At 59.4% G+C, this 13,217-nt stretch carries 11 protein-coding genes and 1 pseudogene; 7 read left to right on the plus strand and 5 right to left on the minus strand.

Annotated features, from left to right (window positions below; all coding sequences use genetic code 11):
* The first annotated feature begins 309 nt into the window (after positions 1–309).
* The 3 genes and pseudogenes from NCT32_RS30720 (at position 310) to NCT32_RS30730 (ending at position 2,717) form a co-directional block, all read left to right on the plus strand.
* A complete protein-coding gene (locus NCT32_RS30720; RefSeq protein WP_250491022.1) occupies positions 310–894 on the plus strand; it encodes a hypothetical protein in 585 nt (194 codons plus the stop codon).
* A 33-nt stretch (positions 895–927) separates the two neighbouring features.
* Positions 928–1,711, plus strand: a pseudogene (locus tag NCT32_RS30725) (pseudouridine-5'-phosphate glycosidase); the annotation flags it as partial.
* 673 nt (positions 1,712–2,384) lie between these two features.
* Positions 2,385–2,717, plus strand: a complete 333-nt coding sequence (locus NCT32_RS30730) for a hypothetical protein (protein WP_250491023.1) — start codon at positions 2,385–2,387, stop codon at positions 2,715–2,717.
* 766 nt (positions 2,718–3,483) lie between these two features.
* Here NCT32_RS30730 and NCT32_RS30735 read toward each other — a convergent pair.
* The 4 genes from NCT32_RS30735 to NCT32_RS30750 all read right to left on the minus strand — a co-directional run bounded on the left by NCT32_RS30735 (position 3,484) and on the right by NCT32_RS30750 (position 5,899).
* Entirely contained in the window at positions 3,484–3,687 is a 204-nt protein-coding gene (locus NCT32_RS30735) for a cold-shock protein (protein ID WP_250491024.1), read from the minus strand.
* Between the two features lie 326 nt (positions 3,688–4,013).
* Complete coding sequence (locus NCT32_RS30740) at positions 4,014–4,784, minus strand: flagellar brake protein (protein ID WP_250491025.1); 771 nt, start codon at positions 4,782–4,784, stop codon at positions 4,014–4,016.
* Positions 4,785–4,947: 163 nt separating this feature from the next.
* On the minus strand, positions 4,948–5,502 hold the full coding sequence (locus NCT32_RS30745; RefSeq protein ID WP_250491026.1) for a hypothetical protein: 555 nt from the start codon (positions 5,500–5,502) through the stop codon (positions 4,948–4,950).
* Positions 5,503–5,587: 85 nt separating this feature from the next.
* Entirely contained in the window at positions 5,588–5,899 is a 312-nt protein-coding gene (locus NCT32_RS30750; protein WP_250491027.1) for a hypothetical protein, read from the minus strand.
* Positions 5,900–6,073: 174 nt separating this feature from the next.
* On the opposite strand from NCT32_RS30750, the gene NCT32_RS30755 reads away from it, so the two are divergent.
* Both NCT32_RS30755 and NCT32_RS30760 read left to right on the plus strand, forming a co-directional pair.
* Complete coding sequence (locus NCT32_RS30755; protein ID WP_086971004.1) at positions 6,074–6,427, plus strand: hypothetical protein; 354 nt, start codon at positions 6,074–6,076, stop codon at positions 6,425–6,427.
* Between the two features lie 292 nt (positions 6,428–6,719).
* Positions 6,720–8,816 (plus strand): TonB-dependent receptor, encoded by a 2,097-nt coding sequence (locus NCT32_RS30760; RefSeq protein WP_250491028.1) that lies wholly within the window; start codon positions 6,720–6,722, stop codon positions 8,814–8,816.
* 554 nt (positions 8,817–9,370) lie between these two features.
* On the opposite strand, the gene NCT32_RS30765 is transcribed toward NCT32_RS30760, so the two are convergent.
* Positions 9,371–10,096, minus strand: coding sequence for an NYN domain-containing protein (locus NCT32_RS30765; protein ID WP_250491029.1), 726 nt, complete (start codon positions 10,094–10,096; stop codon positions 9,371–9,373).
* 895 nt (positions 10,097–10,991) lie between these two features.
* On the opposite strand from NCT32_RS30765, the gene NCT32_RS30770 reads away from it, so the two are divergent.
* Together NCT32_RS30770 and NCT32_RS30775 are read left to right on the plus strand one after the other, a co-directional pair.
* A complete protein-coding gene (locus tag NCT32_RS30770; protein ID WP_250491030.1) occupies positions 10,992–12,449 on the plus strand; it encodes a hypothetical protein in 1,458 nt (485 codons plus the stop codon).
* Positions 12,446–13,216 carry a hypothetical protein gene (locus tag NCT32_RS30775; RefSeq protein WP_250491031.1) on the plus strand — a complete coding sequence of 257 codons (771 nt, stop codon included), beginning with the start codon at positions 12,446–12,448 and terminating at the stop codon, positions 13,214–13,216. The genes NCT32_RS30770 and NCT32_RS30775 overlap by 4 nt, the downstream gene beginning before the upstream one ends.
* Position 13,217 lies beyond the last annotated feature (1 nt).

Consider the following 13,217-nt stretch of genomic DNA (forward strand, 5'->3'; position numbering starts at 1 on the left):
CAAAGTCACACTAGCGCGGACTTTCGTACATCGCTTGCGCACGTGTCCGCCTGCGCCGAGTGAATCTGAGCTCGTTGAGTTGTTTCGTCTTAAATTCCTAGGCCCGCACCCCCGGCTCCTCTCCTCACCTTCGGAACATCCGGCCGCTGATCGGCCATTCGTTCTCTGATCGCCTCCTCCGTGAACGGCGGTAGCCAGGATGCACTGCGGGATTGCTTAATTCACTTTGAACGGGGCGCCGAGACCGGCCCGGCAATATGCCTCCGCGTTGCGATCTTAAGCCCCCGATTCGCTCGCAAGGAGATGACCGTGAAGACAAAGCATTCAACCATCGCTTCGGCAGCAGCCGTTGCGCTTTTCTCGCTCAGTGGTGCGGCGCATGCCGACGGTGACCACGACGGTGGTCATTGTTCGAACGCAACGCTAAGGGGAGCGTTTGGGTTTATCGGCCACGGAACGATTCTTGGGTTGATAGGTGATGACGGTACGGTGCATCCGTATGCGACGCCGTCAATCCTCGATGACGTCGCTTTAGTGACATTCGACGGTGTGGGACATTTCACGCGCACGGACTTCGGCGTTATCGGCGGCCTGCCGAAGGGTGGGCAGACCACGTTCAACCCGTACCAAATGGGCGCATATACGGTGCACCACGACTGCACCGGATCCATGAAGATCATCTATACCGCCGGCGGAGCCGTGCCAGCCGGTGTCGAGACCGATCTGAACATCGTTGTCGCATCGGACGGCACGCTCATCGAATCGGTAGTCTACCGAGCGGTGACTGTGGCGGGCTCTAGCGCAGATGGCGCCGTAAAGTGTCCGCCCAATTGCCAGCAAGGCGTGCAAGAAAGCTTTGAGGGGAAAAAAGTCTCGGTGTTCGGTTTCCGATAGCCCAGTCATCCGGTGACAGGCGGGTAAGGATTCGTTCGCACCGCGCGCGAAGTAGAAGACTTGATCAGGGACGCGGGAGCCAAGCCCGCGACGATCGCACTAATCGATGGACGAATCCGCGTCGGCCTTGCGGATGAGGAGCCCGAACTGCTTGGCAGGTCCAACAAGGTGCAAAAGGTCAGCCGCCGCGACCTGCCGGCTGTCCTAGCTAGCGGGAGACTCGGCGCCACGACAGTGGACGGCACGATGATATGTGCCGCACTGGCCGACATTGAGGTATTCGTTACCGGCGGCATTTGCGGTGTGCATCGGGGTGCGCAGGAAACCTTCGACATTTCAGCTGATCTGCAGGACCTAGCGAGAACGTCGGTGGCAGTGGTCTGTGCTGGCGCGAAATCGATCCTCGATCGGGCTCACATTGGAATACCTCGAAACACATGGCGCACCGGTGCTCAGTGGCGAGCAAGACAACTTCGCTGCGTTCTACATGCGCGATAGTGGATTTCGCGCGGACTTGAGGCTGGACGACACGCGGCGGAGCAAGCACGCCTCATTCGAACCAATTGGGACCTGGGTCTAGCCGGCGGCATGTTGTTGAGCGCTCCAGTCCCAGAAACGTCTGCGATGATCGCGGAAGAAGTCGACGCGCTGACTCAGCAGGTGCTCGGCGAGGCAACGGCGCAGGGAATTCATCCACGAACTGAAGGGTCGACGCAGCCTAGCGACCAACATCGCGCTCGTGAAACACAATGCCGAGGTCGGTGCTAGGTCAGCGTTGGCACTAGTACGCGCGGTACAAGACAGGGGGGCGGCCTAACGCTGCAGCCGTCGACTCAGGCTCTCATCAGGCGCAGCACGGTTGCGAACGCTTGGCCGCGAATCCAAATAATCCTCCCCACTCCTTGCCCGATTCGGTCGGGTGTAGTCGACCGAATCGGACGTCGAGTCGCTCCCACCATAATCGGCGGCTCTGAATACGCAGTCCGCGGCACCTCCGCACCGAATAACGCGGAACATATATCGTCGAAGCGCGGCTGTCGTTAGCGCAGCGGCCGAAATTTTCGCGCGTGAGATAGTAAGATACCGAAATCGAGGCTACGCGAGCGCGGGCGCCCGTTAAGCGAATGCAAATGTGGGCGCCGCCTACTAGAATAAAATGTCGGGCGGTCTGGACGCTTTGGGCTTGCTTTACATTCCGCGACATCGACTTTTTGAATGGTCGTGCAATTCGATGACGCCGAAGGGAGGACGTATGTGGCACACAACACGGGTAGGGCGAAGCCTCGCTGTCATGTTGCGAGCCTTTTACGGGTTGCTGCTAGTCGCGATCGCGCACCCCCGCCCAAGCGCAGACCATCACTACCTTCGCAGGCGGCGTCGGCGCGCAGGGAATACAGGCCGAAGCCATCGCGGCGGACCGATGGGGGAACATCTATACAGCCGAACCGACACATCACGTTGTTCGGCGCATTGACCACAGAAACGGCACGGTGACGATCATTGCCGACACCGGGCAGGCAGGCTATAGCGGAGACGGCGGACCGGCCACGCAGGCCCTGCTCGACTATCCGACAGGGGTCGCGCTTGACCGCGCCGGTAACGTCTTCGTTGGCGATTCAGGTAATGCAAGAGTCGTTCGAAGGGTCGATCGTGACACGGGTGTCATAACCACGGTGGCTGGCCCGCACCCCATCCGCCTCGACGCTGGCAGAAAGCACCACACTCTCGCGAGTGAAGCGCCGTTCCAAGAACGGGTTACGTTGTTCCAGTGGCTTCACACCAAATCGTTACCAACTCGGCATGCACCGGTAGGTTACGATTGACGGAACAATCTGTTCCTCTTCTGGCCGAAACCAGACGGAACAATCCTCTACGCGACTTTCATGTCGCACTAACTGTACGGCATTAGCCTCGGTAAGGGCCTTTAAGGCTCGGTGGGCACCGATGGATTCGATAGTCGACCAGCGAATTCGAGACATCCTGCGTCGACGATCTATGCTGACACCACTACGTACTTCACGAACCGGAGGTCACCTTGAAATCGCGCCTCGGCGATAGAGGCACCGCTCGTCCTTCACCTCGTCGTCGTACTTTCCTGGACCGTACTTGTCGGATAACAACTGCATGATTGGCCAACGCTAGTGCTAAAGCTGAGGCGCAAGGCTTTGCTGCAGTCGTCGTCGCGAATCATGAGCCGACAGCGGCATGAAGTGCTCGCCGGCTTTAGCATATTCACGGGGCGGGGCGTACTAGCCCGCGCAAGTTGCGTGATCAGCCAAGCGGGACAACAGCCGCTCGAGTCGTGAACGTTGTGAGGGTACTAGTCCTGGCGTCGCGCGCGCCTTGACGACGCGATTGCGCCAATAGGTTCGACCGAATAAGGAGTTTGCCGCGTCTGCGGTGAGAACGCGCTCGAGATGCTCGATTTCGGAGTCGAGACTTCTAGGCGTGAAGCTGGTCAGTGCGCGAAATGCTGGTGTCATATTGTTATAGATCTCTCAGGTTCATCCTTGCGACGGGGCCCCGAACAACGTCCCGTCGTACCGCTGGAACAGCCGTGCTGGTGCCCGCCGTTGTGTGGGCGTTAGCTCACTGCGGCTGGATATTTGCCGCCTGCTTGCCTTTCGGTCCTTGTTTAATCTCGAAGGTCACCTTCTGGTTTTCCGCCAGTGACTTAAAACCTTCGGTCCGAATCTCGGAGAAGTGCGCGAACAGGTCATCGCCTCCGTCGTCCGGCGTGATAAACCCATAACCCTTTGCGTCGTTAAACCACTTCACAGTCCCTGTTGCCATGCTCGTCCCGTACAAAAGAAAAATGGTGATTGACGAGAATAGCAGCGCCCGGTGCGTCGCGGTATGACGTTTAGCAAATATATTTATCATTTTGATAACGGTAAGGAAATATCTTCCGGCACGATCGATCGTCCCGCGTTTGGCCCGAGATCCTCCGATGTTAGCCGCGAGGCGTGGCCGTTCTTCGTCACGGCATCTCCAATGTCGCCGCTTCACTCGGCCTCACCCGAAAAAACAAGCAGCGAGCCATCCACCGCGACTTGCGTCGTTTCGCGACGCTGATAACGAATTGGTGCGATTGAGACTAAAGCGCGGCGCATGCCGTATCAATCGCGCGCCGCGCGCTCCTTGCGGCGCGTCTCCAGCACCGTGATAGCACGCTGGAGCACGCGCTCCGCACTCGCCTTCAGGTTGAGGAACCGGCAGCCCAGAATGGTCCGATGCTCGCCCGTTGGAGTGACCATCTTCCGGGTTGCGACGACCTCCAGATCGACTAACACGACGCCGAGCCCGCCCACCTGAAGTTTTACGTCGTTCCAGACGGTCCCCGCCGCGAGCCTTTCGAAGCGTGCGTCCCGCGCACGCAGCGCCATGCCGCCGAGCGAAAGGTCGTGCAGTTCGAACCGGAACGCGGCGCCCGCTCCGTCGACTCCGCTCGCGACGAACGGGTCGAACATGGGCGTATCGACGCGATGGAAATCCCGGCGCTGCACGTAATGAAGCAGCGCGGGAAACGGCACTTCGAATGCCGGACGCCCTTCGAACGTCACGACCACGGCGCCGCCCGTCACGAAATGCGTCCGGATGCCCGAAGGCTGGCTGCGGAACGTGAGCTCGTCCGCATCGACCAGCGCGCGGTTGTCCCGCGCCGTGCTGCCGAAATCGAAGAGAAAACGCGCGCGGCTCGAATCGACGTCGAGCAGTTGCGTGACGAACTGCGTGTCGCCGAACTCGACTATTAGGAAATCGCGGCGCGCAAGCGACGCCCGCAGGCATACCGCGATCTGCAGCGTATGCCGCTGCGCATAGCGGTCGTCGGTCTCCCACGCATTCGTTGTCGAGGTGCTTGCTCCGCTCAGGGTAGGTTCGGCAATCATCGTGGTGTCGTTATTCTGCCGGGCGGCCTCCCGGCGTATCGCTCTCTTTGCTATATCTTATCAAATTGATAATCTAATGTACGAACATCACGTGGATAATCATCCTGAATCTTGAAACGAGCGACGCCCCTGGGACGACGGGGTTCATCAATGATCTGGCCGGCTACCCTTTTCCGGGCCGCGGCACCGGCAGAAAATGCAGCAGCGCCTTGAGCGTGTAAATGACGATGACGGTTCCCGCCAGATCGCCGACGAACATCGCGAAAAATCTCGACGTGATGTTCTGCGCGTCGCCCTGAAGATAGAACCAGATGTTGTGCAGCAACGAACCGGCGATTGCATACGCGACCGTGAGGATCATCAGCCTGTCCGCCGTCAGATTCGACAGCGATGCGTTCAGCCCGTAGGTCTCGCGCGCCAGGCGATAGACTGCATAGGGGGCGGCCGTCGCGATGATGCCGCCGACGAAGGACCGCACCGGGTCATTGGGAAAGAAATAGAAGAAGTCGACGACCCAGCTCGCGAGCAGCAGTCCGAGCGCGCCGTCCGCGCCGAGCAGAAGCGTGCTGAGCAGCCGGATGCCGGCGGGAAGATAGACCCAGTTCACCCCGCGCACGAACTCGGAGTGAACGAAGATTTCCTGATTGAGCCAGAGCGAACCGACGAAAAGGAGCGCCGTTCCGACGACGGAACATAAACGAAGCAGAAACGAAGACATTGGCGTGACGAGCCAGTAAGCGGCGGACGTATCTTACCGCAGCGCCCATCCGACTCCGGCCTCAGAGGCGAGCCGGCAGCGTACGTTAGCGCCGCGCCTTTCCAAGAGCCCCGCTGTCCGCGTGCGCGTCGCGTTGCGGAAGCTCGCCGTAGCTCGCAGCGGGATCGAGCTGTGCGGCGATTCGCTCCAGCTCAGCGAGCAGCGAGCGCAGTCCTTCCTGCTGGAGCGGCGCGACGGCCGGGGCATGCCGCAACTCCTCGATGCGCTCGCGCCAGTACGACACCGGCCATGCGGCGCTTCGATGCCAGTGGCGCGAACGGATCATCCTCGCCAGATGATCGATTTCCTGCTCGATGAAAGTCGGTGTGATGTAAGTGATATCGCGTCGTTGAACCACGCTCGTGCCCCCGATAGCGGCTCGGGCAAGAGAAAGATCGATGTCTTCGCCAGGCCTTCGCTGTGTGAACTATCTTAGCACTTACTTATCACCCTGATAAATACTTGGGCCGCTCTCATAATTCGATTTTCGCCGATGCTATGATGAACGCCGTTCTCATTCAATCGATTCTTCATGGCCAAAAAGCGCGTCTTCGATGCTTATTTTCGCTTCCTGAATCTGGCTCAGGCTGTCCAGGCTTTGCCCTCCGTACCGAAGCTCGATGCCGCCGAGGAACGCTTGCTGGAAGCACTCACAGCGTCCTGGCATGCGGGTCATACGCTGACGGTCACGGAGACGATGGCCCTTTCAGTGGCGGGCGCGCCCGCCACCGTGCATCGCAAGCTGACGAACCTGAGGAACCAGGGTCTCGTGTCCGTCGACGAGAGCAGCGACGATCTGCGCGTCAAGACCGTGGTGCCCACGCGCAAGGCGCTCGACTACTTTGAAAAGCTGGCGGCGTGTCTCGAAGAGGCCAAGAAGCGTTGAACGTCGCGGGACGCCATATCACGAACATCGGCAACGAACGTTATAATTCGTCGCTTTCCCGCGCCATGGCGCAGTAAATTTTTCCACCAGGTCGTATTCCCACCGGAGAGCGGGGACGGCCGGCAGTGTCCGACAGCCTCCGTCGCAATCGCAGGCGTTGTGCTGCACCCAGTCTGCGATTGTCATGTCCTTCCCGCGCTTCGAGGTCGCATCCTGCCGTCGTGCTTCGACGGCCGCGCGTCGTGTTCGTTTCGTTTTCGTTGGCGCGTTCGGGGCTTGCGTCCTTCCATCGTTGAGCGCGTGGGCCGCCGAAAGCGATCCGGCCGCGAAACAGCTCACCCCGATCATCGTCAAGGCGGAAAGGCAGCCCGCCCCCGAGCAGCGCACGCCGATCGCCATGAGCGTCTATGGCGATGCCTTCATCGAAAGCACCGGCGTCACCGATATCAAGTCCCTCGCCACGATCGCGCCCGACCTCAACTATGCGCAGGTGCAGACCGTCGTGCCGGTGCTCACGATTCGCGGCATCTCGAGCCGCGACACGACCGAGATCGGCGATCCGTCGGTGGTCGTCGTGACGGACGGAAGCTCGAACAATCGGCCGTATGCGCTGAGCGGCACGCTCTACGATCTCGATCACATCTCCGTGCTGCGCGGTCCGCAAGGCACGCTGTACGGGCGCAACGCGGTGGGCGGCATCGTCGATATCGTGACTGCGAAGCCTTCGAGGGCATTCGAGGGCCGCGCATCAATCGATGTCGGCAACTACGCCGCGCGCAATCTGGAAGCGATAGTGAACGTCCCCGTGAACGACGTGCTCCAGTTTCGCGTGGCCGCGATCTCGCGCCGGCATGACGGCTACGTGAACAACGCGCCGCAGGCCGACGGCGACGACGAAGACACGCGCTCGGGACGTCTGTCCGTCGCGCTCGAACCGGCTTCGCATCTGCGCATGCTGTTCACCGCGCAGCAGACGACATTGAAGGGCGTCGGGCCGGTTTCGCTCGACATTCCCTATCTCTACGACGCGAACGGCAATCTCTCGCACGACAAGCCGCCCTTCCCCGTCGATCCGCACACCTTCACCTATGCGACCGCACAATCGCAGAGCATCGAAGATACGGTCGCGCGCTGGAGCATCGCGTACGACTTCCGGGGCGTCGAAGTCAGCTACACCGGCAGCTACGACAACCTCAGCTGGCGTCATGCCGCCGACAGCAGCCCGAGCTTCGCCGACCCGGTTTCGTATCGCCAGAACGAGTTTCCGAAGACGCAGACGCACGAAGTGCGCGTGAGTTCGCTGGGCGATGGAAGATGGTCGTGGCAGGCGGGCGTGTCGTACTTCCACGAGTCTTCGTCGCTGTACAGCGCGAACGAGTCGCCGTTCGATGGCGGCGTCTTTCTGCCCACGCTCGCGTTCGCCTACGGCATTCGCACGACCTCGACGGCGGCGTATGGCCAGTCGTCGTACTGGGTGACGGACAGGATCAAGCTGACCGCCGGCATGCGCGTCACGCACGATGAAAAGAGCCGCGACGGCGAATACTTCTTCGCGAACTCGAGCGAGCCGCCATTCGACTATACGCACGTGCCGCAGAACGACTCGGGCTCGTGGTCGAAGCCGACCGTCCACCTCGCGGTCGAGTACGCGCCGACCTCGGCGTTGATGAACTACGTGCGCTACGACACCGGCTACAAGTCGGGCGGCTTCTCATCGTCGGGATCATATGCGCCGGAGACGTTGAGAGGCATTGAGATCGGCACGAAGTCGATGTGGAACGCGCAGCGCGTGCAGATCAACGCGAGCGTGTTCGACTACGACTACTCGCGCCAGCAGATCGCCCAGCTCGTACCGTTCGCCGACGGGCGCGTGGGCACGAAGATCGTCAATGCTGGACGCACGCGCATCTACGGCGCGGATGCGGATATTCGCGCGCTAATCGATCCGGTCGGGCTAGTGACGTTGTCGGTGGCGTGGCTGCATGCGCGCTTCACCGATTTCGCCGTCGATGATGGCAGCGGCCAGAACGTGCAGCTGGCCGGCAACGCGCCGCCGCAAAGCCCAGTTTTCACCATCGGGTTCGGGCTCGAACATGCGTGGACCACGGACGCAGGAAAGGTCATCGGCCGCGTGAACGCGAAGTTTCAAACGGGCCAGCACTTCACGATCTACAACTATGGCGACGATTATCAGAAGCCGTATCTGACCGCTGACCTGTCGGCGACCTGGATGCCGAACCGCAAGAACGTGGAGCTGATGGCGTACGCGCGCAACGTGACCAACCAGCGTATCTTTACGGCCGCCGAGGAATACACGTTCGACGACTCGTATCGCTACGCGTTCGCGGCGCCGCGTACATTCGGCGTAAAGGCCACATATTACTGGTGATCGTCGAAGGACTTCTCGACCGAAGCCCGTCCGAGAAGCATCGCGCTCATGGACCGTTCTTGCGCCCGTGACACGGCTCGATGCCAAAACTTGAAAGGCCGTTTTCCGTGACGAAGCAATTTTTGAACGAAGCGCACGTCGGCCATCCGGCGGCGTCTGGCGATGAACAGCACTCCTGTCCCACGGACCGTGTGGCGCAAAATCCATAGCTGCGTCAGTCGCACGGACCCCACGCGCATCGGCGTGTGGCTCACATTCAGTTCGGTCTGGACTGAAACTCGGCCTTAGCCGACCCTCGCCGTTCATCCGCCGTGCGGCTGCAGCGCGCCGCTTTGCTGACATTCGCGATGCGGCGTGGTCGAACCTCGGCTTCCGGGAACGGCGAACGAGTCTTGACGACGATGGCGGACGCTGGTGGAACTCGGGTTGAGCGGCCGTTGTGGGACGCAGATCTGTCGAAGAAAGGGCGGACATATCGATCTTCCACGCGGTCGCATCGGATCGGCAGCTCTCAAGCCTGAGACTGCCAGCGCCTCAGCTTCACCTCGGTCGGGTTATTTATCCTGCACCCTGAGCTTAACGTGTAGTTGTGTTACAACGCCAGATGCGTCTGGCGTACCTTTACACTCGAGATAATCTTGCTTACGTACCAGCTCGCCGAGCTTCGTAAATCCATAGTTTCGAGGATCGAATGACGTGTTGTTTTTGCTTATGAATGAGCCGACCGTTGAAAGCGGCGCCCATCCACCGTCGCGAGACGTTTCATTGATTGCGTGGATCAACAGCCTTTTCAAATCTGGCACGTCGGCCACACTTATCGACTCCGCTTTGTCGCCAGTCTTCTTCAAGACTTCAAAGAAAACGAACTTGTCGCAAGCGGCAATGAACGGCTCGGGCGTCTTCCGCTCGCCGAGTCCGTAGACGAGCTTCCCGGCTTCACGAAGGCGCGTCGCAAGCCTCGTGAAGTCGCTGTCACTTGAAACAATGCAGAATCCATCAACGTGACCTGCATATAGAAGATCCATCGCGTCAATGATAAACGCGGAGTCCGTTGAATTTTTGCCCTTTGTGTATGCAAATTGCTGAATAGGTTGGATCGCGTATCGATGCAACTGGTCCTTCCATCCTGCCAAATTCTGTGTCGTCCAGTCTCCATAGGCGCGCTTAACCGTTGCGGTTCCGTACTTCGCTACCTCTTCCAACAGCTCTCGTACAACCGCTGCCGAGGCATTGTCGGCATCAATCAGCACCGCAAGTTTGACTAAATCCCCGTTCGCCATATGGTTCTCTCCGTTTGGCCGACGTTGTAGAATTAGAACGCTGATTGTTGCCGATCTGAGCATTGATGTCGAATGGTCGGATCTCGCTGCATGCGCGCGTCCACCTCCTTTGCTTAAGGAAGCCCTTCGAAGGAATCCGCTGGCGACAGTGGCTGTTTCGCGGTACCACTGTTGTTTGAACGGATCCGAAGTTTGAGGAGGAGTCACGCGCACGAGTCGGCCTTTGCGGACGTTCGGCGAGGTTCGCCTCTACGTCAGCGATATGTCGGGCTGCAGACGTCGACGGTTTACATCATCCGACTAGCACATTCGACGCTTCGCAGCCGTTCGATAGCCTGAGTCTTCAACGTCGGCTGTATGCAACTTCGGTCATCGATTGCGCGACGGCGATAGATCGTCATTGTGCAGACACACTTCGACGTCGTAGCTGCCCGGTTACGCGTCGAATGATCTTAGGCGGACGAGCTGGACGCAGATCTAAATAGTTCAAGCAGCCACCTGACAGGCGGCCTTAAAGAGCGGTTGGTCGGATAGGCGGCCCGAAAACGCATCATCCTCCGGTAATCGACGGACGCATTCAGGACTCGAATTGGGCGGTCGATCTCCGCGCGGGCAAAGAACTCGCTTGCTGCGTCCAGGATCTCCTTAGCCCAACGCGACCCTTTAACCTGGGGCTCCAAGGCCTCGAGCGCTCGCGCTCGTCGCTAATCACCCCATCGCGCTCTGCCTTTCGATCTGACTGCGCTCGAACTTGATGCGGCTCACAATGCAGCGCGCAACGCTCGAAAATCGGCTTAGGAATGTAGGCTAGGCCGCTTTCACGCCTGACGGTTCGCCCTAACATGCCTCACAAATACTTACATTAAGTAACTTATAACAAAGTGACGGCGGGGATATGGCAAATGCACGGCAGTTGACCGATAAGCAGGACTATTACGCTAAAAAAGGGATTCAACAAGGCGAGAAGGCCTTGCCGCCGACCTCAGCGCAATCGCTCGATACCTTTGAGACGCAACTCCAGGCCGATGCGCAGCGCATCGCGGCCAGCGATCACGCCGATTTCACTCGGAAACAGGCATCGAAGATGAAGGCGCTCGGTGAAGTCAACGACGCGTTGAGCAACACGTCTTTGATCTGCGAGAGCTTGCTGCACGATCGGCCGCTCGCCGAAACGGTGTCGCACACGCGCGAGCAGCAACGGCCCGTGCTAGTCAAGCTGCGAGAGGATCAACTGGAGCGCGAGGCTGAACTGAAGGCTTATCGTGCCCTGAACCGCATCTCCGAGAAGGCGAGCTATCCCGAGAATCTCATGTTGCCGTTTCTCTGGTTGGTGCCGTTCATCCTCGGCGAAACGATCTGCAACGCGGTTCTCTACGAGAATGCACAAGGGCTGCTCGGCGGTGCGTTCGTGGCGTTTCTCGTGTCCATCTTGAATCTATCGATCGCGTTCGGCATGGGCATGGCGTTTCGCTACAAAAACCTTTCCTCCGGTCCGTGCAAGGTGGGGGGCTGGAATGCGCTGGTCCTCGCGGTTTTCGTCGCGATCTACTTCAACGCAATTTTCTCCGCGTATCGCAGCGAATATCAACTGCTGCTCGATCCGTCGGACGTCGTCGAAGCCGGCGCCGCATTCAAACGCGCGATGAGCGTGGCGAGCTACGTGTTCATCGGCCGTCTGCCATCTAACGACCTGATGAGCTTTGTGCTGTTTTTCCTCGGCCTCGTGCTGAGCGCGATAGCGTTCTGGAAAGGCTACGCTTGCGACGATCGTCATCCCGGATACGGCCGACGCGATCGCCTTTTCGCCGAAGCGACCAAAAAGTTTGATGCCGCACTCGACGTCGTCCGGCTGAAAGTCGTCGGCGAGATTCAGCGGCGCATCACCGGCATGGCGGGCGCGCAGAATCAGATGCTGAGCACGAAAGTGCGCCTTGATCAGATCAGGAACAGTCTTCCCGTTGATGTTGGATCGCTGAAGGGCAATCTCATTCAACTGCAACGTGATTTCGCACTGGTACTCAATACGTATCGCCAGAACAATGTCTCGATCCGGCCGACGCCCGCGCCCGAATATTTCGCGCATACGCCCGATCTGATCGCTCAATACGAACACGAAGACTGTAGCGTCCTCATGTCGCAGGTCGAAACCTCCGCGGAACAGCATGAGGTGTACAAGAGTATGTATTTGTCGGCCCTGAACGACGGCATGCGTGATCTGGAAAACGAAGGGCGTGATCAGCAGGGCCGCGTGCATAACGAGTTCATCGCCGACATTACGCGTGAGGCGCAGAAGAACATCGATGAGCGCAGTCGGAACATGCCGAAAGCGGCGATCGTGACTGCGCAAGCATGAACAAGACCGCCACTGCCTACATCGCCGCGGCGCTGAGCGGCGTCGCGCTAGTCGGGATTCTCGGCGCGGCGCATCTCAACAAGCCCGCTCCTGTCGATGCCCTCGGATGCGGACAGGAGGTGCAAGGCAAGACCGTGATCGTGCTCGATACGAGCGATGAAGTGGCGGCGCAAACGCGAGATGAAATCATTGAACGCGTGAAACATACGGTCGAGCACGACGTGCGCGACGGCGATCTCGTCTCGGTTTTCACGGTGAGCGATCTGTCGAAGAAAAATCTCGTGCCGGCGTTCGCCTACTGCAAGCCGCGCCGTGTCGGCAACGAATTGAAGGAAAGCACGCGCATGCTCGAACGCCACTATGTGACGAAGTTCGAGAAGCCGCTGCAGGCGGTCGTACAGGCGCCGATCAAAGGCTCGAAGGAATCGCCAATCGCGCAGTCGCTGATCGACTTATCCTTGTCCGATTACATTCGCTCGAAAGGCAACACGAACCTAATCATCTTCTCCGATCTGATGGAATACACCGATCGGTTCTCGCTTTATCACTGCGCGAACGGCGTTCAGGCCATCAGGTCGTTCAAGGAGTCGCGCGGCGCAAACGTAGCGCGGCCGACGTTCCACAACGTCAGCGTCGAACTGAACATCGTGCCGCGCCGCGATATCGCAACCGGCGTCGGACGATGCCGCGACACTTTCTGGGCCTGGTTCTTCGGCGACGACGACGGTCCGGGTGCGAAGCTGGTGCCTTCCAACCTGCCGGGATAAA

Origin of the sequence: Caballeronia sp. INML2, assembly GCF_023631365.1 — a bacterium.
GTDB classification, from domain to species: domain Bacteria; phylum Pseudomonadota; class Gammaproteobacteria; order Burkholderiales; family Burkholderiaceae; genus Caballeronia; species Caballeronia turbans.

Excerpts from the sequence above, each read along its gene's own strand:
- NCT32_RS30765 (WP_250491029.1), bottom strand. The coding sequence starts at position 10,096 with ATGGCGAACGGGGATTTAGTCAAACTTGCGGTGCTGATTGATGCCGAC.
- NCT32_RS30745 (WP_250491026.1), bottom strand. The coding sequence starts at position 5,502 with ATGTCTTCGTTTCTGCTTCGTTTATGTTCCGTCGTCGGAACGGCGCTC.
- NCT32_RS30740 (WP_250491025.1), bottom strand. The coding sequence starts at position 4,784 with ATGATTGCCGAACCTACCCTGAGCGGAGCAAGCACCTCGACAACGAAT.
- NCT32_RS30755 (WP_086971004.1), top strand. The coding sequence starts at position 6,074 with ATGGCCAAAAAGCGCGTCTTCGATGCTTATTTTCGCTTCCTGAATCTG.
- NCT32_RS30775 (WP_250491031.1), top strand. The coding sequence starts at position 12,446 with ATGAACAAGACCGCCACTGCCTACATCGCCGCGGCGCTGAGCGGCGTC.
- NCT32_RS30770 (WP_250491030.1), top strand. The coding sequence starts at position 10,992 with ATGGCAAATGCACGGCAGTTGACCGATAAGCAGGACTATTACGCTAAA.
- NCT32_RS30735 (WP_250491024.1), bottom strand. The coding sequence starts at position 3,687 with ATGGCAACAGGGACTGTGAAGTGGTTTAACGACGCAAAGGGTTATGGG.